Source organism: Paenibacillus sp. J22FR5 (assembly GCF_059691975.1).
On sequence record NZ_JCAUAN010000001.1, the window covers coordinates 610,667 to 633,602 of the forward strand.

Here is a 22,936-nt window from a genome sequence, read left to right on the forward strand (position 1 = left end):
AACAGATGTCTTACACAATGCTCATTGTAGATGACGAGATGCTTGCTATTGAAGGCGTAACAGCCGATCTGGAAATGGAAAAATTGGGGGTTTCTCAGCTATTCATTGCAATTACAGTGAAGCAAGCGAAGGAGATCTTTCAGAAAGAAAGTATCGATATCTTGCTTTGTGATATTGAAATGCCTCAAGGGAACGGTTTGGAGTTGCTGGCTTGGGTCAAGAATCATTCTCCAAATACCCAAGCGATTATTTTTACGAGTCATGCCGATTTCAAATATGCGAAAGAAGCTATGAATCTGGGAAGCTTGGATTATTTACTGAAGCCAGTGCTAAAGAAGGACTTAGAGGTCGTGATCCGAAAAGCGCAAAACGCGATTGATCACAACAGTGAAATGAATCGGAATAGTCAGTCTCATCAGTTATGGATGAAGCATCAATCCCTTATTATCGAGCGGTTCTGGCTAGACCTTATCAATCATACGATACCGAGCAATCCGGCCTCAATCCTCGATAAAGTGGAGCGCCATAAAATCCCGATTACGGAGCATTCCATTTTCATGCCATTGCTGATATCGGTGCAGAGATGGAACAAAGAATTGGATGCACGCGGCGAGAAAATAATGGAGTATGCATTAAAAAACTCAGCTGATGAAATCTTTTTGTACGAGCAAATGAATGGGATATTCATTCATCTTGACGAAGGCAAGCTACTGGGTATTTTCACTTCTAACCATAATGGGTCTGGTTGGAATATGGCTCATCTCGTTAACCTGTGTACGACATATATCGAATCTTGTAATCAGTATTTTTACTGCGATATCTCTTGTTATTTAGGTCAACCTATTGAAGCGCAAGAGATGGCACGAATGGTTGCGCTCTTAAGAGAACGCGATCGTAATAATGTAGCCTTCTACAAGAACGTTTATCTCTATGAAGAAGGAGGTTTAACATCACAGTCCGTCGAACTGCCGGCTCTACATATATGGACGACCTTGTTAAAAGCGGGGGAAAAAGAGCCCATTATTCAAAAGGTTGAGAACTTTGTTGTCGATCTTGTGCAAAACCATAATATCGATGTAAAGACCCTACATCAGCTTCATCATGATATTATGCAAACCATTTATTCATACCTTAATTTACAAGGTATTCAAGCTCATCAACTATTTGGGGACGAAGAATCCATAAGTTTGTCGGAGAAAGCCGTACGAAGCGTTGCTGATATGTTAACTTGGGTTCATCATGCAATAAGCAAGGCGCTTAATCGAGCCGAAGTTGCCGAAGAGACGGATCCCGTTATAGAGACGATCAAGCGATATATCTCCAATCATATTGATCAAGACATTTCCCGAGAGTCTATTGCAGAAATGGTATATTTGCATCCCGATTATCTTTCGAGATTCTTTAAGAAAAAAATAGGCACCTCGATAACAGAATATATCTCGACTGAAAGGATTAATATCGCAAAGGAGTTATTGTCCCAGACGAATATTTCCGTAAGCGCAATCGCTTCATCGGTAGGATACACGAACTTTTCGCATTTCGGGAAAACTCTCAAAAAATATACGGGGTTTGGTCCAATGGAATACAGATCCCAATTTGGGGATCAAAGTAAAATGTAAGGTGTTGAAATAAGGAAGGGGTACAAAATTGAAGCAAAGAACAGCGAACTTAAACACGGACACGGGTATGATGTCGCCACATCCTCGGGTCTGCTTGGCATGGAAATGCAAGGTGCAATGACTATGTTCGCTGTAAATCTTAAGTGAATATTGAAACCGATAGATTGAAAACACGGCGAGTAGAGCGATTTAGAGACCCCCAAAAAAGACATCCGCCCCCTAAAAAATGGAGGTGGATGTCTTTTTTGCAACTTGTGCGAGACGCCCCTAAAAAACCATAAGTTCTTCAGTGGCCTATATTCAAGCTGCTGGTAACTTTTAAGCTCAAGGGGGTCCATATGCAGACTTTGAGATTGGTCATCGTCACTTAACTATGATTATGAAATTTTTAGGCCTGTTTATTCCAATACGGTTACGATCTGGGGAATTGGAAGTATTTCAATTAAGAGGAATTTACTTTTTAAGATGCAAGTTGTATAGGTAGGGCTGGGGGCACCTGTAACAAGAGCTTCTCGGCCCTTTCTTATGTTCATAGGAGTACATTAAGAATCAATCCGGATACAAACCCGATCTATTCCTTGCGTGTAATTCGCTGAAAATAATCGGCCTACCCCTACTAATTGAACTCAAGGTCGATCACGCCCATATCTGTTTATGTAGATTTTGGAATTTAGTTGAACTATGTCACATATTTACATCGCCAATTGCCTTATTAGTGTAAACAAAAATAACAAACAACTGGAGAAATACAAGGCTTTTCTTCTCTTGTTGCTTTTCAATTTACTGCTGATATCAGAGTTTGAACAATCAGAAAAGAAAGGGAGGAAGATACCTTGAGCAATTGTCCTGTTTGCCTAGTAGGTATTGTTGAGCCAATTGGTTACTTTGAATTAAAGGAGGGACCACTGGAATTCAAACTTGGCCAATTTCCACCGACAAAAAAAGAAATAATCACCATCGCAATGTGTAGTCGGGGATTTTGTCAGCATGTAAGTATGGGGGCAGCTCCGGAATCCTTTACTCCGGCAAAGAAATTATTGAAGGATCTCATTCTATCGCTTGAAAAAAGAACACGGCAAATGCAATAACACGATTTCGTACTCACGAGATGGCCAAAAACGACTAACGAATAAAGTCTTCGAGACGCTGGAGGAGCAGAAAAATCGAATGCTGCAAATCCTGAAGCTCTATAATTTCAATTACTCTTCAGATTTTGCAACTTTTAAGTTACCTTGCTGCCCGTTGAACTGTCATTCTCAAATATCCATAAAAATTGATACTTGGTTTATGTCACACACTGAAGTCGCTAATTGTCTTATTAGTGTCATAAATATTAATACACAGGAAGTACTACTATGACACAACGTATAAAAAGGGGTTATTTACAATGCAAACCATCGCTATCATCGGAGCTGGTCCAGGTCTTGGATTTTCATTAGCCAAAAAGTTTGGGCATCATGGATTTCAAGTAGCACTAGTCTCACGAACGCAGGAAAAGCTAGATCTTTATAGTGAGCAATTAAACAAAATGGGAATTGAAGCAAAAGGTTTTGCAGCAGATGTAACCAATAAAATGCAGCTCATCCAGGCCTTTCAGCGCATTAATAATACCTATGGTAACATTGATGTCTTGGAATATAGTCCGCATAGTGGAAATATGGTCACATCGGTACTGGATACCACAGATGAAAGTGTATTACACGCTTACAACAACCTTGTTATTGGTGCCATTAATAGTGCGAGGCAAGTCATTCCTGGAATGATTGAGAGAGGGAGAGGGGCTTTGTTATTTACAACAGACCTATCGTCGATGCATCCGAGTGCAATTTTTGGAAATGTTGGAATCGCGATGGCGGGGCTACGAAATTACGTCCTCAATCTACATGACAAATTGGCGCCGAAAGGGATATACGTAGGCCATCTTTCCATTAGTCCTTTGATAAGAAGAGGAACCAATTTCGATCCTGATATTGCAGCTGATGCGTGGTTTCAACTGTATGATAAGAAAACCGTAATTGAAGAGACTTACCCACAAGGCATTATGAAAAACTTGAATTAACAGGAAAGCCGAAAAGAATATGATGAGCTGGCAAGTTTACAAATGCAAATTTGCGGTCTTTTCCCTGCATACCCATTATTATGATCCTTTTATTGCGCGGCATCATACGAAACGGAAAGTAAATCATCTTAGAGAGGTGAAAAATGAAAGGAAATTCATATTACTGGCGCAAACTCCACTCGCTACTCGGGGTAATTCCTCTCGGAGGGTTTATTTTTGTGCACGTATCGATCAACTTTCAAGCGTTTGAACGCGGACCAGAAGGGTTCGTTAACTACGTGCATTTCATTAATAGTCTGCCGCTTAAGCCGTTGCTTGAGATTTTTGGGATATACCTACCGATTTTGTTTCACGGCATTTATGGACTGTACATGGCCTATCAGTCCAATCTGAACTCCGGACAATACACGTACGGCCGTAACTGGGCGTTCACTCTGCAACGCATTACTGGGGTTCTTACGTTTATCTTTGTTTTCTGGCATTTTTTTAATACTCGTTTTCAAGTTTACTTGGGTAATATTACGCATGAGGAGCTTGGTTCGACGATGCATCAAATTGCTATAAATCCAGTGCTTTTTATCATTTACGTCATCGGCGTATTGTCGGCAGTATTCCATTTCAGCAATGGCCTCTGGGCATTCCTGATCAGCTGGGGCATTACGATTTCACCACGCTCACAAAAAATTTCTTCTAATATTTGTATGGGTGTATTTGTACTTATCTCCTTGCTGTTCTTTCTTTCGCTCTGTGCTTTTACTGGCGATGAATTCGCAATCGGCTTGGAACACAGGATAATTAATCGGAGTTGACGGCGGACTTGTTATAGCTTGACTTATGGAAAGCGAATATTGTATAAACAATAGCTTAATAATTAATGGAAAAGGCAGCCAGTTGAATTGGTTGTCTTTTCTACGTTAAGATTTTTGTCACACATTGACATCGCTAATTGTCTTATAAGTGACAAAACAAAAAATGGAGGAAAACAACAGTGGAGTAACATAATGATTTCCAATCTGCAATTCCGAAAGTATTTATTTTACCTAGATAGTTTATTTAATAAAATGAATCATTTCGATCTGTTTATTAATAATAAGTAGATAGGGGCGAGATTTTTCGTATGAAAGAAAGGCGGATACTATGCAAAGTTATACAATTGATTCATCATCTAATACCATTGAAGATTTGTATAAAACCTACAAGTCTCATTTATTTTCAATTGCTTACCGTATGCTTGGTTCTAGATCAGATGCAGAGGATATGGTTCAAGATTTGTTTATAAGCATACATGGATATCTAAATGACAATATTAATAATATCAAATCGTACTTAAGCAAAATGATGATTAATCGATGTTTAAACGAATTAAAAACTGCACGAAAAAAAAGAATAAGCTACGTGGGTAATTGGCTTCCAGAACCAACAGTGCAATTCGAAGATCATAGTCCGTTAGAAAGCGTTGAGCGTCATGATACAATTTCTTATGCGTTTCTTATTCTTATGGATAAACTTACACCATTGGAACGAGCTGTGTTTATCTTACGAGAAGTTTTTGCATATGAACATAGTGAAATTGGCGAAATGTTCAACAAATCAGAGGTCAATTGCCGCAAGATCTTTAGTCGTGTCAAGAAAAAAGTAGATTTATCCTCCCCAAAAGATGAAATGCTATCATCGCATCTTCTGGAGGAAAAGGAATTAGTGAATCGCTTCATTTCTGCCATTTCGAATGGTAACCTTCAACCACTGGTGGACATGTTAACAGAGGATGTCATATTTATTGCCGACGGTGGAGGAAAAGTTTCCGCCGCAATCAATCCTATATATAGCAGAGAACGCGTGCTCGTTTTATTGAAGGCTCTTTCGTCAAGTCGATTTCCCGAATCAAAGGCACAGCTGGTCGAGGTCAATGATCAACCAGGGATATTGTTAACAAAAGAGGGCACTCCAACCGGGGTTATTTGTTTTGAATGGGATGTCCAAACGATGACCATTCAACGAATTTACTTTATTGTGAATCCAGATAAATTACAGCAATTAAACTGAAGAAATAATTAGTGGCGGATTTGCTTAAGTCGCTGGGGCTATAGTGTTATAGAGTGCCGCTTGATTGCGGCTTTTCGTATTATCAGGTTAGCCAGAAATACTTGGCCGGCCTTTTTTGTATGTTCGGTATAAGATGGCGGTAGCTGGGAGAACGAGCGGCTTTTAGGGGGGAAACTCCGGAACAAAAACTGTTCTCCCACTGCCACCCAATAACCATATTTGAGCTGGTAGAGACCTAGATCTCGTAACACAAGCGAATCTATGGCGTTGGAGCTATCGTGGGAATGCCGGCTAAAATTCTTTAAGGAATGGTGAAATGAACCAGTCGTAGGATTAGATGTGGATTTTACCGCGGTTAAACGCGTTTCCCAAAAAGCGATGGTTACAAGCGTGTAAAACGTCTCCTAATTTAGTTAATTCAATTGTTTAAAAAAAGAAGGGATCGACCCGCTCGCTCGGATTAGGGGAATTTGATAGGAGTAAAATGCGAAATTGGAACGAAGAGGATTGGAAACAAGAATATCGAACGTTGAAAGTTAAGGTGAATCTTACGGAAATGGGAATCAAGAAATAAAGGTCTATTGCACACAGGCACTATGGCAATATTTATAGTCAAACTAAAGCGATCCTTAGGGCGGGCTTTTTAAGTTATGCACGGGGCACGGGCCGGGACTTTGCAGATTGAAGCAGGTGCTTCCCTAATAAGTGAACTTTTATGCTTAATCCAGTGATGAGAGGTCTTAAATTATACAGATGGTTGGCTGATAACTTATGCCTCTCCCTTCAGTCCGAAGGTCTGCAAGGGACCGAAGGTGGCCATGCGGGTTATCAGCAAGGCCATCTCTCGAGGAGAAAGCTGCATACCGCTTTCCAACCATTGCTGAATGACACCCAAATTTGCGGATGCCAAATAAGCAATAATGAACTCGCGCGGCACCGGTATATGCTCGGGCTGAATCAAGGACAGCTTATTATAAATATGCTTTTGCATAATATGTTTCACTTGGGCAGTATATGCCGGATCACCTTTAGGTCCCAAGAGAACTTTGAAAAATACAGCATGCAATGTAAAAAAATCGAACAATTCCAGGAAAATCGGATGAGGTTCGTTACGTGCGGCATACTTCATTATTTGAATAGGGTCGATGTCCTTGACAATTTCTAGAATAACTTTGAGCATATCCTCTTTGCTCTGTTCCAGTAGATCGTATTTATCGCGGTAGTGCAAATAAAATGTACCCCGATTCAAGCCGGCCTTCTGCATCAAATTCCGGATGGTAGTGCCTTCGAAGCCTTTTTCGTCTATTAAGTCGATTAAGGCATTCCTAAGCGATAGTTTCGTTCGAATGATTCTAGGATCTGTCTTGTCCTGCATGTTCTTCCGCCTCTCCGGTAACTATTTAGTGAACTAATGAACATCGTTTATGCAACGTGTCGGGTAAGCGACTTTTGCGGGTATCTTGATCATTGAATTTAACCTCCAACTAATTATAATAAGCTGTGTAACCATGAATCAACATTAAGTTCATTAAAGAGGAGGAGATCGTTTATGAGAACGGAGACGCCCTTTATGCAATATGTAAAAGAATTTATGGGTCAGCGTCTTATTTTGTTTCTATTCTCTGTTTGTTTCTTTAGCTGTTGCGGAGTCATTGCGACTTTCGGCAGTATTCGGACGGCGGCAGCAATGTGCATAGGTCCCGTTTTTGTTGTCTTTATCGAATATATGGTTCACCGATACATTCTGCATGAATTTCCGCAGATTGCTCCCTTTGCATATAAGGGGCATGTTGCCCATCATCAATCTCCCAATGACGTGAAATATCTATTCGGACCAGTCTCTTTCGATGTATATGCGTATTTGGTCATTTTTGGGGCGGCGTTTATGGTGACGGGGTTTGATTGGCATCTGTCTTTTGCCGTCGTGTTCGGTGCATCTGGCTTTCAAATCTATTATCAATGGAAGCACTATATTTCCCATCGCCCAATCAAACCTTTGACCCCTTGGGGCAAATGGATGAAGAAAAGACATCTGTTGCACCATCATTTGGATGAGAAAGCGTTGTACAGCGTAACCAATCCTGTGTTGGATATCGTCATGAGAACAAACCGGCCTAAAGCGTCCAAATCGCGGCCATCAACTTCCTATAACGACAAAGGAATGCCCTTATCGTAAAACGGATGCTTGAGTCCGGGAATATCTGAATATATGTTGAAAGTGGTTGATGATTGTAATGTTGGCTTTAGCCGTCAACAATAAGTATTTGCTTAGACATTGATATTATCCCTGAGCGAAGCGAAGTGGTTTCTGCACTTCAGGATCCTGCATTCAATAATACCTTCGGTAAAATCGAAAGCACTCGCTTGATTATACAAAACTAATTTGAAATGGAGATGTTGAACATGAATGAAATGACAGGAAAATGGCTTGGCTGGATCGGCATCGTGTTAGCTATTATCGGATTTTTCTATGCACCCGTATGGATGGGCAGCATTGCCGTTCTCCTCGGACTCATTTGCTTGGCTACCCCTAAAAAAGGACTGGCGTGGTGGTCGATCGGTCTTGGAGTGATTGCGTTTATCATTCCTTACCTTATATAAGCAAACCCGGTACGGAGAGGACCGTTTTGAAAGGTGAGTATGTGACATCAATGAACTCCCGAAAAGAAAAATTAATTAACTTTCTTTTCGAAAGCACTCGCTTGATTATACAAAACTAATTTGAAATGGAGATGTTGAACATGAATGAAATGACAGGAAAATGGCTTGGCTGGATCGGCATCGTGTTAGCTATTATCGGATTTTTCTATGCACCCATATGGATGGGCAGCATTGCCGTTCTCCTTGGACTCATTTGCTTGGCTACCCCTAAAAAAGGACTGGCGTGGTGGTCGATCGGTCTTGGAGTGATGGCGCTTATCATTCCTTACTTTAGATAAGCAAACCCGGTACGGAGAGGACCGTTTTGAAAGGTAGGTATGTGACATCAATGAACTCCCGAAGAGAAAACTTAATTAACTTTCTTTTCGGAGCACTCGCTTGATTATACAAAACTAATTTGAAATGGAGATGTTGAACATGAATGAAATGACAGGAAAATGGCTTGGCTGGATCGGCATCGTGTTAGCTATTATCGGATTTTTCTATGCACCCATATGGATGGGCAGCATTGCCGTTCTCCTTGGACTCATTTGCTTAGCTACCCCTAAAAAGGGACTAGCGTGGTGGTCGATCGGTCTTGGAGTAATTGCGTTTATCATTCTTTACTTTAGATAAGCAAATCCGGTATGGAGAGGATCGTTTTAAAAGGTAGGTATGTGGCATCATGGCCTAATCCGCCGCGCCTAAAATTATAGGAATACATTTTCATTTCTTATTTTAGGAGAAGTAATAATTCCTTGTCGATTGAGGCAGTATAACAGTAGATGAAATTAAACGTTTAGGCACTGGTTCAGGGAGGTAATAGCCGAAAATCAAATACTTCAAAACGAAGTGATATAAATAATAAATTTTTTATGTCACACATTGAAGTCGCCAATTGTCTTATTAGTGACCCAAAAAAAGCAAAATAAAGGAGATTAACAAAAATGGCAACAGTATTGTATATTACAGCTCATCCGCATGATCACCAGAACTCTTATAGTTTATCTGTTGGAAAAGAATTTATCGATGCATATCGGGAAGCTAACCCCAACGATGAAGTAGTGCATCTTGATCTCTATCGATTAAACATCCCACAAATTGATGCAGATGTATTTAGCGGATGGGGAAAATTAAGTTCTGGCACTGATTTTAATCAGTTGAACTCAGAAGAAAAAGCGAAAGTAAGTCGTCTAGGTGAACTGGTAGACCAATTTGTTGCAGCTGATAAATATGTATTTGTCAATCCAATGTGGAATTTTTCTTTCCCACCAGTTATGAAAGCATACATTGATTCTATATGTGTTGCAGGAAAAACCTTCAAATATGTTCCGGATAAAGGTCCTGTCGGGTTACTTGGCGATAAAAAGGCTGTGCATATACAAGCAACTGGTAACTTTTATATGCAAGGGGGTCCATTTGCAGACTTTGAAATAGGGCATCGTCACTTAACTATGATTATGAAATTTTTGGGTGTTCCTTCATTCGAAGGTATCTTTATAGAAGGTGTTGCTGCAACACCTGATCAAGCACCGGCAATTAAAGAGAAAGCAATTCAACAAGCTCGTGAATTAGCTCGAAAGTTTTAATAGCAAAGACTACAGGAAGCCTGTTTATTCCATTACGGTTACGATCTAGGGAATTGGAAGTATTTGAATAAAGAAGAATTTGCTTTTTAAGATGTAAGTTATATAAGTAGGGCTGGGGGCACCTGTAACAAGGGCTTCTCAGCCCTTTCTTTGTTCGCATGGATGCTCGACATTTCCAAGATACCAAACTAGAAGGGTGTTTTTTGTCTATGCAAATCGGTTGACTATCAGATCCACAGTCTTGATCGCTTAACGAAGGTGGTCGTTATATTCCATTCCCTTCCATTAAAGTATAAATAGTGTACCATGAGGAACAATATATATGTTTCATAATTAGTGGTTCAGATGGGTGATGGCAATGGATAAGGCAATCGGTAAAATCAGTATTTTACAAGTCTGCATGATTTTTATGCTAATGAATGGACTTATGAGTCATGTAATGATCAACCCGTTGCTCCTTGATGCAGCTGGAAGAGATGCCTGGATCTCTATTTTATTAACGGGGGTATTATATCTTCCCTGGTGTGCTCTCCTTGTTTTGTTTATGAAGAGATCAGGCCAGCAGAAGCTACAGCCTTGGTTAGCTAGCAAGACCAACAACATAGTATCTTGGATGATAGTAATTCCGATCTGCTTGCATTTGTTCCTGATCGGATTGTCGACTGTCTTGTATACCGCAATCTGGCAAAATATTGATTACTCGCCAAGTACACCCAAATTTGCATTGCTCATTGTTTTATGCTTAGCATGTCACTTTTACGCTACATCTGGCTTACGGATGATAGCTAGCAGTGCGGGTATCCTGCTTCCCATTGTGATTGCCCTAGGGTATTTTGTGGCTTTCTCGAATACCCCGCAGAAAGACTTTACGCTTTTAAAGCCGATTCTGGAGCATGGATGGCAGCCCGTCATACATGGCATGCTTTATGCCGGAGGCGGGTTTATTGAACTGCTGATGATCATAGCAATTCAACATCGACTGAAGTCCGGTGTTCGGGTGTGGAAAATCGCCATTTTCGCAGTGCTTATGGTGTATATCTCGATTGGTCCCATAATTGGAGCTGTGACCGAATTCGGTCCTGTTGAAGCTGCTAAACAGTCTGAGCCTCCGTATGAACAATGGCGCTTGGTTAAATTGGGCAGCAATATCGAACATGTCGATTTTTTATCCGTCTTCCAGTGGATGTCTGGCGCGATTATTCGAGTCGGCTTCGCGCAATTTTTACTGGGGGAAATGATGCCTTTTACAACTTCGAAACAACGCAATTGGTTTAACCTTTTGGTTACGATCAGCTATATAACACTACCAATGATTTCCATTGAGAAATATACGCTTTATTTATGGATGTATCGATTTTATTTTCCAATTTCCTTAGTAGTGGCTTTGTTCGTATCGATAGTTTGTATATCGATCTCGTTATTTTCCAAGAAGTTCAAGGAGGAAACTGCATGACTGGGACTGAACTTGAACCAGTAGAAGGTTGGAACAAGCAGAAAATCAAGGCTCAATTTCTTCACTCAGCGGACGTTGAAATAAAGCAATATCAATTTGAAGAGGGCAGCACTGCCGAAGTTATTCTCATCTATAGCGCAGGATTATGTGATTCCTCACAGATTGCAAAAGTCATTCTTCCAGAGCTGGAAAGCTTGTACCGGCAACAAAGGTTATGTGATTTGCAATTGGATTATATGTCCATTCCATTGCCGTTAACAGCGATAGAAGCCACTGCCTCGCAGGAGCAAATATCCGAATGGATCTTTCAAGGCGATCTCCTTCTCCTGTTCTCACAGACGAATCTTTTATTTAGAATGTGCATAGCCAGTCGTCCAGAGCGCACTCCCGAGGAATCAAGCACGGAGATTTCCATCAATGGACCAAAGGATGGATTTGTGGAAGATATCGGTGTCAATGTGGCCTTAATTCGAAAACGTATTCGCAGCCATTCCCTCTGTTATGAAATATTTACGTTGGGAAGAAGAACAAGAACAAAGGTAGGCTTGTTATATTTTACGGATATTATTTCTCCCGAGGTGTTGAACGAAGTTCGAAAACGACTGAATATGATTGATGTCGACGGACTTCAAAGCATCAATCAACTTGAGCAGAATATTGCCGATAAGCCGTACACCCTGATGCCTTTATTTGATTATACAGGCCGGCCGGACAAGGTAGTCACCAGCTTACTGAACGGAAGATTTGTCATTATCGTGGATGGTAATCCAAAGGTTTTAATTGGGCCGGGGACCTTTTTACTTTTACTAAAATCACCTGAAGATATATATACCAGTTTCCAGTATATTTCGTTTGCACGTTTGATTCGTGTAATCAGTTTTCTCTTATCAATCTTATTGCCGGGCGCTTGGATAGCACTCACTTCGTTTCACCCGGATCAGATTCCTTTTCATTTGATGGCAACCATTGCCACGGCACGCATTGGCCTGCCGTTCTCTGGACAAATTGAAATGTTTATATTACTGATGTTGTTGGAGATTTTTAGAGAAGCAGGCCTTCGCCTCCCAAGTACCATTGGCCAGACATTGACCGTTGTAGGCGGGTTAATTATTGGGGATGCATCCATTCGAGCAGGGTTCGTTTCACCAAGTGTCATTGTTGTTGGGGCCATTGTATCAGTAACGGGCGCAACGTTAGTCAGTCAAAATTTAAGCGGAGCCGTTAGCGTCCTCCGATTTGCGTTTTTTTTCATTTCTGCCGTTTTCGGAATGTTTGGGTTAATCGTTAGTGTTGTGCTGTTCATTGGATATATGTGTAAACTGAGCTCCTTCGGAGTTCCTTACATGTCGCCTCTGTCACCCCCGCTGTTTAAAGAGATGGCAAGAGGTTTTTTGCGACTTCCTTGGAGCCAATATAAAAAAAGACCTGATGACCTAAACACCTTAGATTCTGATAAGCAAGGGGAAGCTTCGCATGAAAGTAATCATTAAATCGTATATCGTTCTGACTGTACTTTTAGTGGTATCAGGATGTTGGGATTCCAAAACCATTCAAAATATGGCTTATGTTACGGCTCTTGGGCTTGATTATAAGGATGGACATTTTATTACGTATATACAGATTCTTAATTTTTCGAATGTGGCAAAGAGCGAGAAATTAGAAATTGGTAAAAATGTACCCGTATGGATTGGCAAGGGAGAGGGGACGACGGTTATTGAAGCTTTATCATCAATTTATGCAACATCACAATTAAGGTTATACTTTGGGCATGTCAAAGCAGTTGTCTTAAAGGAAGGCATATTGAAAAACAAAATTGCGCTCAGACAATCCTACGATGCGATAAATCGCTACCATGAAAACCGATATAATATTTTGCTGTTTTCTACGAAAGAAAGCTTTTCCGAAATCTTAACACAAAAATCACTACTTAATTTTTCACCCCTGGATACGATCATGGATACACCTGAGGAAACCTATGCGCAAAGATCCTTTATTCAGCCTCAGTATGGTTACAAACAGATTGCTGAACTTAACGAAAAGGGCAGAACGGTTATACTTCCAACGCTCTCCATCACGAAAAAAGAATGGCAGGAAGATCAAAAAGAGAAGGCCATGTTTAAAATAAACGGTGCATACGCAATGAACGAACATCAATTGACGGGGTGGTTTTCAGAAGACGATCTCAAAGGAGTGAGATGGTTTAATAAGAAATCGAAACGCGTTTTTGTTAAAATACCCGATAACAAAAAACCGGAAGGAACGTTAGTATTAACTAAACCTCATCATAAGATACAGATGTTAATTGATCAAGATGAAGCACGCTTTAACATATACATAGAGGCTCGTGCAGTAGTTGAAGAAATGACCATAAATGTTTCTGTGAAGACAATGGAAGAACAAGCTGCACAAGTAGTTCGAGATGAAATCCTAACGACGTATCGAAAGGGCCTTTCCACGCAGTCGGACCTGTTGAATTTGTTCGGAGAAATTTATAGAAATAATCCCCAACAATGGCATCGCTTAAAAGACGAAGGCCATTTGGTTTTAAAAGAGGACACCTTAAATAAGATTGATATCAAAGTGAAAATTATGCAAACCGGAAAATATAAAGGCAGAGTGCTTCCTGATTAGTGGCCGCATACATTGCGGCTTTTTTTATGAGTAAAACTTAACTTTGGATAGCAGATATGAGTAATGGGAAAATAAAAAGAAATGTTTTATGTCACACATTGAAGTCGCCAATTGTCTGTCTTATTAGTGTGTCAAAAAAAAATAGGAGGTACACTAACTATGACACAGATCCTGAACAAGCTCCCTGAGCATGGTGTACCCGACGACGTGTATAATCGTGTTCGCGAACAGTTGTCTGAAAAAGAAATCTCGGACCTGACTTTCTCGATTATGGCGATTAATGCTTGGAACCGCATAAACATAGCATTTAAAACTGTACCGGGTTCTGCTGATGCTGCATTTGGATTGACCAAAGCTAGCCTAAGTTATGCAGCCTATCGTTTCGGATGATGTTGCAGCCGCGTTGGCCGATTTCACACTTGGGGCGCCAGTGAATGGCATTGTCGATGTGGCTGGTCCAGATCAGATTCGTATGGACGAATTCGTTCGGCAATACTTTAGCGAAACTCAAGACAAACGTCAGGTGGTCACAGACGACAATGCGCTCTACTACGGATCCGTAGAGGTGAATGATCAATCTCTCGTTCCAAATGGCGATAGACCCGTGCGCATCACTACGATACATTTCCAAGATTGGCTCAGCCGCTCAACGACTCATGTGTAATTCTGTGAGACAGAGTCAGGAATTAATGATTTTATTAATGAAGAACATGGAAGAGTGGATTTAACAGAGAAATAAAGGGGAGGTAAGGCGAAAACGGCGTTCTTACCTTACCCCGTCCCATAGACCGAAAAATCGAAAGGGAGGAAGTCAGCGAACGGTGACATTGTTGAAGAAAGAAATGACAGACATCACTGACAAATTGGCGGGGTCAGAATCCACATTCCTGTCGGGTAACAAGAACATTATCTCATTAATTACCGCGTAAATCGCGGTTTTTTTGTTTTATGGGATAAAGTCCTTGGTCACGACCAGTTGACAATTTTTTTTCAATTATTTTCCCTGAAAACAATTCGCACTATATGTGCTAGAATTAATATCCATCTACAATGAACGATTTGATGGGGACATGTCTTAGAGATTTATATCTTTATTTACAGAATGAGATTATTTCCAACCATATTCAAAATTAAGTAAGTTGCTGGTTCGGATTACAAGTCGGAGGTGGGATATGACTTTACAACAATTAAAATATGTGATTGAGGTAGCAAACCGTGGATCTATTAATGAAGCTGCCAAGAGGCTGTTTATTTCGCAACCAAGCCTTTCAAATGCGATCCGAGATCTGGAAGAAGAAATCCAAACCTCCATCTTTGAAAGATCCAATAAAGGGATATCACTTTCTAAGGAAGGTGTTGAATTCCTAAGTTATGCGCGGCAAGTCGTCGAACAGGCAGAGTTATTGGAAAGTCGATACCTCAATGCTAAGCCTTCTTCGCAGCATTTTTCTGTTTCGACTCAGCATTATGCTTTTGCGGTGAATGCGTTTGTGAGTCTGGTTTCGGAATATGGTCAGGATGAATATGAGCTGGCATTACGTGAAACCAAAACTTATGAAATTATTGAAGATGTAAAAAACTTGAGGAGCGAAATTGGAATCTTATACTTGAATGAGTTTAATGGAAAGGTTATAAACAAGCTGCTTAAAAGCGCGAATCTGCAATTCAACAGTTTATTTATCGCCAAACCGCATATTTTTATCAGCATTAAAAACCCCCTCGCTAACCAATCCATGGTGACAATTGACCAGCTCCAGAGCTATCCGTATTTGTCCTTTGATCAAGGGGAGTATAATTCCTTTCATTTTGCCGAAGAAATTCTCAGTACGATGTCACATAAGAAAAGCATCCGTGTAAATGACCGGGCAACGCTTTTCAATTTATTGATCGGCTTGAACGGATATACCATATCAACCGGGGTCTTAAGCTCAGACTTAAATGGAAATGAGATTATTCCTGTACCTTTGGATTGTGATGAAACTATCAATGTCGGTTGGATTTCTCATAGCAATGTTTCGCTATCCAAGCTCGGCGCAGCTTACGTAGCAGCACTCCAACAAGCAATTATCCCAATAAAATTTTGATATAGCTTTTATCTATATCTAGATATAGATAATTCCAGTTACATTATAACTGCTTCTCTATGATATCTTTTGTATAACAAATTGTAGAGGGGTTTTGTCAGATGGTAAGAAGCAGTGTTTTGGGATATCCGCGTATTGGTGCTGACAGGGAATGGAAGAAGGCGCTTGAAGCCTTCTGGGCAGGTAAGCTTGAAGAATCGGAGTTTCAGCTGCAGCTACAGGAGATCCGTTTAAATCATTTACGCAAGCAGCAGGAGAAGGGTATCGATCTTATACCGGTCAATGATTTCAGTTATTACGATCATATTCTTGATACAGCTGCTATGTTTGGCATTATTCCAAAACGTTTTGCCTTTGAGGGTAGTGTCGTGCCCTTGTCAGTCTATTACGGTGTCGCACGGGGAACGAAGGATGCCGCAGCAAGTGAAATGACGAAGTGGTTTAATACCAATTATCACTATATCGTGCCTGAACTGTCCGGCGCATCTCCTGTCATTACGGAGAACAAGCCTCTAGCAGCTTACCGGGAAGCTAAGGAAAAGCTCGGAATCGAAGGAAAGCCAGTAATCGTTGGTCCTTTAACCTTCTTGAAGCTATCCAAAGGTTACAGTGCATCGGAAACTGATGCTTGGTTGAGCCAATTGATTCCGCTTTATGTACAAATCCTTCAGGAGCTTGCGGAAGAAGGGGTTCAATGGGTACAGATAGATGAACCGATTCTCGTAACGAAGTTAAGCGATGCTGACGTTGAGAGACTAAAAACCATCTATGAAACGATAGCTGTATCAGTGCCAAACTTGAACATTATGTTGCAAACTTATTTTGAATCGGTAGATCGCTACGCTGACATTATCTCGCTGCCTGTCAAAGGAATTGGTCTGGATTTCGTTCATGGTCTCAACGGTAATTTACAGTCCATTAAAACGTTCGGATTTCCTACGGATAAAGTTTTGGGTGCGGGCGTGATTGACGGCCGCGGTATCTGGAAGGCATCGCTTCGGGATAAGCTCGAGCTATTGGATGAGCTCGCTGAGCTCGTATCACCCGAACATCTTATTGTTCAATCGTCGAGCAGCTTACTCCATGTTCCAGTAACTACAGAACGGGAGACTAAACTCACATCTGAACTGCAGAATGCTCTCGCCTATGCCGATGAAAAGTTGGATGAGCTTGTTCTTATTACGAAAGCATTTTCCTCAGGCAGCGTGGGGATCATAGAGGAACTGGAAAAATGTGATCGTGCCCTTCAAGCACTCCAGCAGTCAGAGGAGCGAAACCGCAGCGTTATTCAGCAGACCGTTGCTGTAATTAGTGCTCAGCAACCGGAACGTTCCCGTCCTTTTGCCGAGAGACATGTTGCACAACAATCGAAATGGCAATTGCCGCTTTTTCCAACAACAACCATTGGCAGCTTTCCTCAGTCTGCAGAAGTTCGTAAGGCGCGTCAATTATGGCGCAAGGGTGAGTGGAGCAATGAGCAGTATGAAGCGTTCATCCGTGAGCAAATCGATATCTGGATTAAGCTCCAGGAGGAAATCGGATTAGACGTTCTCGTTCATGGGGAATTTGAGCGTACCGATATGGTCGAGTTTTTTGGCGAAAAGCTGGCAGGTTTTGCTTTCACTCAAAATGGATGGGTGCAATCGTACGGTTCCCGTTGTGTGAAACCGCCGGTGATATTCGGGGATGTTGCATTCATGGGCAAAATGACTGTGGAAGAATCCAGGTATGCCCAGTCACGCACCAGCCGTCCTGTTAAAGGCATGCTTACCGGACCAATTACAATCATGAACTGGTCATTTGTCCGCGATGACATCCCTCGGGAGCAAATCGCCTACCAACTGGCCTATGCGCTTAGACAAGAAGTGGAGGCGCTTGAGCAAGCAGGCATTGGAATGATCCAAGTTGACGAGCCTGCAGTTCGCGAAGGACTGCCGCTTAAGGAAGAGGAGCAACAAGGTTATCTGGCATGGGCGGTCAAAGCTTTCCGGATCGCCACCTGCACGGTGCAGGAGACAACGCAAATTCATACGCATATGTGCTATTGCGAATTTCATGACATGATTGATTCAATCTTGGCGATGGATGCAGATGTCATTTCAATTGAAACATCCCGAAGTCATGGTGAATTGATTCATAGCTTCGAGTTGAACACCTACAAGCTGGGTATTGGTTTAGGTGTATACGATATTCACAGTCCACGTGTTCCAAGTGTGGAGGAGATGACGGGCATGATCGAACGTGCCTTGCGTGTGTTGGATTCCAATCTATTCTGGATTAATCCGGATTGCGGCCTGAAAACCCGCGGACTCGAAGAGACTGTTGCTTCTTTACGCAACATGGTGGATGCGACGAAAATTGCTCGTGTAAAGCATGCCGCTTTAATCTAGGCTGCATGTTAGAACCTAAATTCTACAATGTAGGTAGTTTTGTGTCATTGGAAAGCAAGATTCACGGACAGGTTCGGTGACTTGATTGAAAGTCGAAGGGGGATGCAGCACCTAATTATTAGTCACTGCAGCCAATAACTATTTTTTATTCCTTCCAATACGGCTAATTATGCGGTGGTTGGTTGTGGCAGAGGGAAGATACCTTTAGAAAGCATGATGGCGTGTCAAAAGTGTTCACAGGCTATACGGGAGGGATAAGTCCATTCAATCCAATCTGATTCGCCGCAATTCATAAAAAAAACCAAAAACGGCTGCCTAAATCGGCTGCCGTTTTTGCACTTGAAAGGTTGTTCCGACGGTTGAAGACAACTGTTCAACTATTCTTTGTCAGAGCCAGTTGACGCAGATTCAACGGCATTAGATTCCCCTTTTTAGTAGTGGCTAGCCATCTTATAAAGTATACATATGCGCTATACGAGATGTACATCTGTTTTCCGCGATCATCCCCTTTTTGCTCCGAGTCCCTCGGCTTTCCGTAACCATTGATCCAGCTTCTCTTTCTTCTTAAACTTAACCATTGTGAACTCGGTGATTTTTACGGGTTTGATGCCGACGAAATGCAGAAGGCTGCGCCTCATAATAGTGTGTTGGGCGCTCTTTAAAATTGTATTGTAGTACCAGAGTGGAGTATCCATCGTCACGAGGAGGCGCGCAGTTTTCCCCTTAAGCAGCTGCTTGGGCACAAAAGAAGTAGGTTTTTCGTATTTGAAGGCGAAGCCTGGTAGAAACACCCGGTCGAAGAAGCCCTTCAAGAGTGCCGGTATCGAGCCCCACCAATTAGGATAGACGAATACAAGATGATCTGCCCAGCGGATCGTCTCCTGCGCAGCTACTAAATCAGGCTCTAATTCCGTCCGCTTATGGTAGCCGTACTTCAGAACTGGACTGAACTCGATCTGTCCGAGATCAATGATACGAACTTCCGCTCCACTGCTTATTGCACCTTTCGTATAGGCTTGCGCTAGCGCGTTGCAAAAGCTTTCAGGATTTGGATGTCCGATGATTACTGCAATGTTATTCTTCATTATTACACCTCTATGATGATATGATAGTTATATTGTAATAATAAGTCCGGAGGCAGGATAAAAAAATGATGAAAAACGCAAAAAAGTTGATCATTCACGCAATGGAAGGAGGAGGTTGAATGAACAGGGACGACGTATCCGTGTCTCTTGTGTTTCCAATAATGAAGACGATGGCGCTTGGCGGATACGATTGGGATTCCTTTTGCGCTTTCGCGGGGATGGATGCCGGTTTGTTCCGAATCCCGGAAGCTCGCATAGTTCTGGGTGACTTTGAACGAATTGTCAAGGCAGCTGCCCGATATACCGGTGATGACATGTTCGGGCTTCATCAGGGCCAGCGTTTGAGCCTTTCTGATATAGGGGTTCTTGGCTATGTCATGCTGCATTCCAAGACTTTGGGAAAAGCGCTATCGGCTTATCAGAAATATAACTTCATCGATTGCAGTGGCTTCAACGTCGACATTGAGGTTCAGAGTGAGGATGTCGTCATTTCCATGTTTCTCAGCAACTCGCTTGAAGATCCCGGCCGGCACTTTATTGAGTGCATGACGGCCTCCTTCTATCAAACGCTGCTTACTTTAAGCTGTCGACCTCTCCCCATTAAAGAGATTAGATTCATGCACGCCCCTCCGTCGCAAATCGAAGAGTATGAGGCTGTATTCGGGACTATTCCGCTATTTAATCAGAAAATCAATTCGCTGCGGTTAAGCAAAGAGATACTTGACTATTCGATTATTGGTTCGGATACGCGGCTATTAGATGTCTTTCAAGCGATGGCCGAGGAGGTTAGAGCCAAGCTTACCTCAAGTTACTCCGTACTGACGAGCAGTCTGAACATGTGGATCATCGAATGCATACCGTCCCATTTTCCGAACCTGCAGGAAGCGGCCAAAGAGTTCTTGATGAGTCCTAGAACTCTGCAATTAAGGCTAAAGGCGGAGAATACTTCGTATAACCGATTGGCCAATGAGGTTCGCAAGGAGCTCGCTATCCGTTATTTGGCACAACCGGAGTATACGATCGGAGAGATTGCCTATTTGCTGCATTTCTCCGAGCCGAGTGCGTTCCAGACGGCTTTCCGGAAATGGACGAATTTGACGCCCGGAGAATACCGTCAGCGCGAGCGCGAGGAAGTAAGCTCGGGGCGGTTCTAAGGCATTCGCCGCACCGACGCAGCGCCTCAAGTTGACGAAGCGTATGAGCGAATTCTGAGGAGTGACGTGCGTTACCGATTCGTTATCGACATCTCCACTTTATAGACGAATGAACGATAAACTTAAAAATCATTCTCTTCGATTAGCCCTAATTCTAGCTGCATTTTCCGCATTGGGGCCATTTACGGTCGATATGTATCTTGCATCGCTTCCTCAGATTATGGTTGTTTTCAAAAGCAATGCATCTATGATTCAAGCGAGTTTAACTGCCAGCTTATTAGGATTAGGCTTAGGCCAGATGGTCATGGGGCCTTTAAGCGATAAATATGGAAGACGGGCGCCATTGCTGATCTCCATGATTCTTTATATCGTTTCATCAATCGCTTGTGCTTTTGTACCCAATATTGAATCCTTCATCCTTTTACGATTTATCCAAGGGGTTGCCGCGTCAGCAGGCATCGTGATTTCAGGTGCGATTGCTCGTGACAAATATAGCGGAGTCGAAATGACGAAATTTATCTCTCTGCTTACGATGATCAGTAATGTCGCTCCATTAGTTTCCCCAAATGCCGGAAGTGCAGTCACTTCATTCAGTTCCTGGGTTGGCGTGTTTGTTTTTCTGGGGCTATTAGGAATACTATTAACGGGGATTACAACATGGGGATTAGAAGAAAGCTTACCTGTAAAACATCGGGTCACAGGCAATTTCATAGCATTTATGAAAAATTACAATCGTCTGTTTCGGGATCGAATATTTATGGGATATGCCCTAGTAAATGGTATTCTGTTCTCCGGTGTATTTGCCTTTGTTGCCGGTACTCCGTTTATCTATCAGAACATTTTCGAGTTGTCACCGCAAATGTTCTCGATCCTGTTTGCCATGAATGGTCTTGCTATTATGATTGGATCGCAAGTTGTCAAACGAGTGGCAGGTCGGCTAACGGAAGGAAGTATATTTCGGATTGGATTATGGCTATCCTTCATTTCTAGTTCCGCTATCCTTATCACAGTTCTCTCTAAGGGGTCATTATCGGCGATATTTGTATCAACCTTCTTATTTGCTGTATCCATTGGTATCATAGGACCGGTTTCTTTTACCTTAGCGATGCAATCGCAAGGACAGATTGCGGGAAGCGCGTCTGCTGTGCTAGGCACCTTTAAATATGCGTTAGGCGCAGTTACATCCCCACTTGTGGGAATCGCGGGAGAGCATTCAGCCGTCCCATTCGGAATCATTATGATTACAACCAGTTTATTGGCAGTCGTTTCATATATCGTCCTCATTAGGAAGGTAGAGACTCAAAGCGATGGAATCAAAAAAGCTAGAACAAATGCCTAACCAACGGAGGGATTTAGAAAATGGAAATTAGAAGAGTCGGGTCGCAACCTTCAGGTAAAGGACCATCGGATTATTTTACAGGCACGGTTCGCATCGATCCACTGTTTGAAGCAGCGGAGCCTGCACGCGTAGCCGGAGCAAGCGTCACGTTCGAGCCAGGTGCACGAACTGCATGGCATACACATCCGCTAGGGCAAACGCTTATTGTAACGGCAGGCAAGGGCAGAGTTCAACGCTGGGGAGGACAAATTGAGGAAATTAATCCCGGTGACGTGGTTTGGTTTCCGCCGGGCGAGAAACACTGGCATGGTGCTTCACCTACGACAGCAATGACACATACAGCCATTCAAGAGCGTCTTGATGGAAAGGCTGTCAAGTGGTTGGAAAAAGTGAGTGAGTATCAATACAACTTTTAAAACAAGTGAGCGTGGCATAAAAGAACGGGTATTCCCCGATCGGCATAATCCATATTTACCTACTATAAGTTCGAATCTCTTCTAATCCATCTCATACGGATTTTAACTTCACATAGGCGAGGTGCGCACAGGCGATCCTTAGGTTTGTGAGTCAATGCCCATTCTAAGCAGATTGACACACGACCATACAATGCGTTCTACTATTAAGTTATCCTTAATTAAGGAGATGTTTAATTGGGTGCCAGCGACACACTCAGCCTCATATTCGCTGCGCTCGCCGATCCGACGCGCCGAAACATCCTGTCTAGGCTGTCACAGGGGGCCGCTACAGTCGGTGAGGTCACCGAGCACTTCGAGATAAGCGCACCCGCGATCTCCCAACACCTCAAAGTGCTGGAGCGAGCAGGCTGATCGAACGCACAGCAAAAGCCCAA

General features: G+C 42.3%; 23 protein-coding genes and 1 pseudogene. 22 read left to right on the forward strand and 2 right to left on the reverse strand.

Translation table 11 applies throughout. From position 1 onward, the window contains the following. Window positions 1–5: 5 nt before the first annotated feature. The 5 genes from AC58P7_RS02885 (at window position 6) to AC58P7_RS02905 (ending at window position 5,721) form a co-directional block, all read left to right on the forward strand. Window positions 6–1,619 (forward strand): response regulator transcription factor, encoded by a 1,614-nt coding sequence (locus tag AC58P7_RS02885; RefSeq protein ID WP_497339890.1) that lies wholly within the window; start codon window positions 6–8, stop codon window positions 1,617–1,619. A gap of 833 nt (window positions 1,620–2,452) precedes the next feature. Then, window positions 2,453–2,707 carry a hypothetical protein gene (locus tag AC58P7_RS02890; RefSeq protein WP_497339891.1) on the forward strand — a complete coding sequence of 85 codons (255 nt, stop codon included), beginning with the start codon at window positions 2,453–2,455 and terminating at the stop codon, window positions 2,705–2,707. 299 nt (window positions 2,708–3,006) lie between these two features. Then, the gene (locus AC58P7_RS02895) at window positions 3,007–3,678 is read left to right on the forward strand and encodes an SDR family NAD(P)-dependent oxidoreductase (RefSeq protein WP_497339892.1); all 672 of its coding nucleotides are present in this window, start codon (window positions 3,007–3,009) and stop codon (window positions 3,676–3,678) included. Between the two features lie 143 nt (window positions 3,679–3,821). Beyond that, the gene (locus AC58P7_RS02900) at window positions 3,822–4,487 is read left to right on the forward strand and encodes a succinate dehydrogenase cytochrome b558 subunit (protein ID WP_497339893.1); all 666 of its coding nucleotides are present in this window, start codon (window positions 3,822–3,824) and stop codon (window positions 4,485–4,487) included. A 328-nt stretch (window positions 4,488–4,815) separates the two neighbouring features. Beyond that, a complete protein-coding gene (locus AC58P7_RS02905) occupies window positions 4,816–5,721 on the forward strand; it encodes an RNA polymerase sigma-70 factor (RefSeq protein ID WP_497339894.1) in 906 nt (301 codons plus the stop codon). A gap of 769 nt (window positions 5,722–6,490) precedes the next feature. Here AC58P7_RS02905 and AC58P7_RS02910 read toward each other — a convergent pair. After that, on the reverse strand, window positions 6,491–7,096 hold the full coding sequence (locus tag AC58P7_RS02910) for a TetR/AcrR family transcriptional regulator (RefSeq protein WP_497339895.1): 606 nt from the start codon (window positions 7,094–7,096) through the stop codon (window positions 6,491–6,493). A 174-nt stretch (window positions 7,097–7,270) separates the two neighbouring features. Between AC58P7_RS02910 and AC58P7_RS02915 the strand changes: the two genes are divergently transcribed. The 12 genes from AC58P7_RS02915 to metE all read left to right on the forward strand — a co-directional run bounded on the left by AC58P7_RS02915 (window position 7,271) and on the right by metE (window position 18,508). Next, window positions 7,271–7,897, forward strand: coding sequence for a sterol desaturase family protein (locus AC58P7_RS02915; RefSeq protein WP_497339896.1), 627 nt, complete (start codon window positions 7,271–7,273; stop codon window positions 7,895–7,897). Window positions 7,898–8,124: 227 nt separating this feature from the next. Further along, window positions 8,125–8,322 (forward strand): hypothetical protein, encoded by a 198-nt coding sequence (locus tag AC58P7_RS02920; RefSeq protein WP_497339897.1) that lies wholly within the window; start codon window positions 8,125–8,127, stop codon window positions 8,320–8,322. Between the two features lie 140 nt (window positions 8,323–8,462). Continuing rightward, the gene (locus AC58P7_RS02925; RefSeq protein ID WP_497339898.1) at window positions 8,463–8,660 is read left to right on the forward strand and encodes a hypothetical protein; all 198 of its coding nucleotides are present in this window, start codon (window positions 8,463–8,465) and stop codon (window positions 8,658–8,660) included. A gap of 139 nt (window positions 8,661–8,799) precedes the next feature. Next, complete coding sequence (locus tag AC58P7_RS02930; RefSeq protein ID WP_497339899.1) at window positions 8,800–8,997, forward strand: hypothetical protein; 198 nt, start codon at window positions 8,800–8,802, stop codon at window positions 8,995–8,997. Between the two features lie 311 nt (window positions 8,998–9,308). After that, window positions 9,309–9,950 carry an FMN-dependent NADH-azoreductase gene (locus AC58P7_RS02935; protein ID WP_497339900.1) on the forward strand — a complete coding sequence of 214 codons (642 nt, stop codon included), beginning with the start codon at window positions 9,309–9,311 and terminating at the stop codon, window positions 9,948–9,950. A gap of 358 nt (window positions 9,951–10,308) precedes the next feature. After that, window positions 10,309–11,403, forward strand: coding sequence for an endospore germination permease (locus AC58P7_RS02940; RefSeq protein WP_497339901.1), 1,095 nt, complete (start codon window positions 10,309–10,311; stop codon window positions 11,401–11,403). Further along, complete coding sequence (locus AC58P7_RS02945) at window positions 11,400–12,893, forward strand: spore germination protein (protein ID WP_497339902.1); 1,494 nt, start codon at window positions 11,400–11,402, stop codon at window positions 12,891–12,893. Before AC58P7_RS02940 ends, AC58P7_RS02945 begins: the two co-directional genes overlap by 4 nt. Beyond that, on the forward strand, window positions 12,877–14,034 hold the full coding sequence (locus AC58P7_RS02950) for a Ger(x)C family spore germination protein (RefSeq protein ID WP_497339903.1): 1,158 nt from the start codon (window positions 12,877–12,879) through the stop codon (window positions 14,032–14,034). The genes AC58P7_RS02945 and AC58P7_RS02950 overlap by 17 nt, the downstream gene beginning before the upstream one ends. A 159-nt stretch (window positions 14,035–14,193) precedes the next feature. Beyond that, a complete protein-coding gene (locus tag AC58P7_RS02955; protein ID WP_497339904.1) occupies window positions 14,194–14,424 on the forward strand; it encodes a carboxymuconolactone decarboxylase family protein in 231 nt (76 codons plus the stop codon). Beyond that, complete coding sequence (locus AC58P7_RS02960) at window positions 14,402–14,698, forward strand: hypothetical protein (RefSeq protein ID WP_497339905.1); 297 nt, start codon at window positions 14,402–14,404, stop codon at window positions 14,696–14,698. Before AC58P7_RS02955 ends, AC58P7_RS02960 begins: the two co-directional genes overlap by 23 nt. A 508-nt stretch (window positions 14,699–15,206) precedes the next feature. Next, window positions 15,207–16,118, forward strand: a complete 912-nt coding sequence (locus AC58P7_RS02965) for a LysR family transcriptional regulator (RefSeq protein WP_497339906.1) — start codon at window positions 15,207–15,209, stop codon at window positions 16,116–16,118. Window positions 16,119–16,219: 101 nt separating this feature from the next. Then, the gene (metE, locus tag AC58P7_RS02970; RefSeq protein WP_497339907.1) at window positions 16,220–18,508 is read left to right on the forward strand and encodes a 5-methyltetrahydropteroyltriglutamate--homocysteine S-methyltransferase; all 2,289 of its coding nucleotides are present in this window, start codon (window positions 16,220–16,222) and stop codon (window positions 18,506–18,508) included. A gap of 500 nt (window positions 18,509–19,008) precedes the next feature. On the opposite strand, the gene AC58P7_RS02975 is transcribed toward metE, so the two are convergent. Continuing rightward, window positions 19,009–19,593, reverse strand: a complete 585-nt coding sequence (locus AC58P7_RS02975) for an NAD(P)H-dependent oxidoreductase (protein ID WP_497339908.1) — start codon at window positions 19,591–19,593, stop codon at window positions 19,009–19,011. Window positions 19,594–19,712: 119 nt separating this feature from the next. On the opposite strand from AC58P7_RS02975, the gene AC58P7_RS02980 reads away from it, so the two are divergent. The 5 genes and pseudogenes from AC58P7_RS02980 to AC58P7_RS03000 all read left to right on the forward strand — a co-directional run bounded on the left by AC58P7_RS02980 (window position 19,713) and on the right by AC58P7_RS03000 (window position 22,913). Next, complete coding sequence (locus AC58P7_RS02980; RefSeq protein WP_497339909.1) at window positions 19,713–20,747, forward strand: AraC family transcriptional regulator; 1,035 nt, start codon at window positions 19,713–19,715, stop codon at window positions 20,745–20,747. 21 nt (window positions 20,748–20,768) lie between these two features. Next, window positions 20,769–20,852 (forward strand): annotated as a pseudogene (locus AC58P7_RS02985) (NADP-dependent alcohol dehydrogenase); the annotation flags it as partial. Between the two features lie 4 nt (window positions 20,853–20,856). Further along, a complete protein-coding gene (locus tag AC58P7_RS02990; protein WP_497339910.1) occupies window positions 20,857–22,086 on the forward strand; it encodes a multidrug effflux MFS transporter in 1,230 nt (409 codons plus the stop codon). Window positions 22,087–22,106: 20 nt separating this feature from the next. Next, window positions 22,107–22,502, forward strand: a complete 396-nt coding sequence (locus AC58P7_RS02995; protein ID WP_497339911.1) for a (R)-mandelonitrile lyase — start codon at window positions 22,107–22,109, stop codon at window positions 22,500–22,502. A gap of 234 nt (window positions 22,503–22,736) precedes the next feature. Continuing rightward, entirely contained in the window at window positions 22,737–22,913 is a 177-nt protein-coding gene (locus AC58P7_RS03000; RefSeq protein ID WP_497339912.1) for an ArsR/SmtB family transcription factor, read from the forward strand. The last annotated feature ends 23 nt before the right edge of the window (window positions 22,914–22,936 follow it).

Coding starts and splice junctions, on each gene's coding strand:
- AC58P7_RS02965 (WP_497339906.1), top strand. CDS start 15,207: ATGACTTTACAACAATTAAAATATGTGATTGAGGTAGCAAACCGTGGA.
- AC58P7_RS02945 (WP_497339902.1), top strand. CDS start 11,400: ATGACTGGGACTGAACTTGAACCAGTAGAAGGTTGGAACAAGCAGAAA.
- AC58P7_RS02960 (WP_497339905.1), top strand. CDS start 14,402: ATGCAGCCTATCGTTTCGGATGATGTTGCAGCCGCGTTGGCCGATTTC.
- AC58P7_RS02900 (WP_497339893.1), top strand. CDS start 3,822: ATGAAAGGAAATTCATATTACTGGCGCAAACTCCACTCGCTACTCGGG.
- AC58P7_RS02910 (WP_497339895.1), bottom strand. CDS start 7,096: ATGCAGGACAAGACAGATCCTAGAATCATTCGAACGAAACTATCGCTT.
- AC58P7_RS02955 (WP_497339904.1), top strand. CDS start 14,194: ATGACACAGATCCTGAACAAGCTCCCTGAGCATGGTGTACCCGACGAC.
- AC58P7_RS02980 (WP_497339909.1), top strand. CDS start 19,713: ATGAACAGGGACGACGTATCCGTGTCTCTTGTGTTTCCAATAATGAAG.
- AC58P7_RS02885 (WP_497339890.1), top strand. CDS start 6: ATGTCTTACACAATGCTCATTGTAGATGACGAGATGCTTGCTATTGAA.
- AC58P7_RS02990 (WP_497339910.1), top strand. CDS start 20,857: ATGAACGATAAACTTAAAAATCATTCTCTTCGATTAGCCCTAATTCTA.
- AC58P7_RS02995 (WP_497339911.1), top strand. CDS start 22,107: ATGGAAATTAGAAGAGTCGGGTCGCAACCTTCAGGTAAAGGACCATCG.
- AC58P7_RS02930 (WP_497339899.1), top strand. CDS start 8,800: ATGAATGAAATGACAGGAAAATGGCTTGGCTGGATCGGCATCGTGTTA.
- AC58P7_RS02935 (WP_497339900.1), top strand. CDS start 9,309: ATGGCAACAGTATTGTATATTACAGCTCATCCGCATGATCACCAGAAC.
- AC58P7_RS02915 (WP_497339896.1), top strand. CDS start 7,271: ATGAGAACGGAGACGCCCTTTATGCAATATGTAAAAGAATTTATGGGT.
- AC58P7_RS02925 (WP_497339898.1), top strand. CDS start 8,463: ATGAATGAAATGACAGGAAAATGGCTTGGCTGGATCGGCATCGTGTTA.
- AC58P7_RS02920 (WP_497339897.1), top strand. CDS start 8,125: ATGAATGAAATGACAGGAAAATGGCTTGGCTGGATCGGCATCGTGTTA.
- AC58P7_RS02940 (WP_497339901.1), top strand. CDS start 10,309: ATGGATAAGGCAATCGGTAAAATCAGTATTTTACAAGTCTGCATGATT.
- AC58P7_RS02950 (WP_497339903.1), top strand. CDS start 12,877: ATGAAAGTAATCATTAAATCGTATATCGTTCTGACTGTACTTTTAGTG.
- metE (WP_497339907.1), top strand. CDS start 16,220: ATGGTAAGAAGCAGTGTTTTGGGATATCCGCGTATTGGTGCTGACAGG.
- AC58P7_RS02895 (WP_497339892.1), top strand. CDS start 3,007: ATGCAAACCATCGCTATCATCGGAGCTGGTCCAGGTCTTGGATTTTCA.
- AC58P7_RS02975 (WP_497339908.1), bottom strand. CDS start 19,593: ATGAAGAATAACATTGCAGTAATCATCGGACATCCAAATCCTGAAAGC.
- AC58P7_RS02905 (WP_497339894.1), top strand. CDS start 4,816: ATGCAAAGTTATACAATTGATTCATCATCTAATACCATTGAAGATTTG.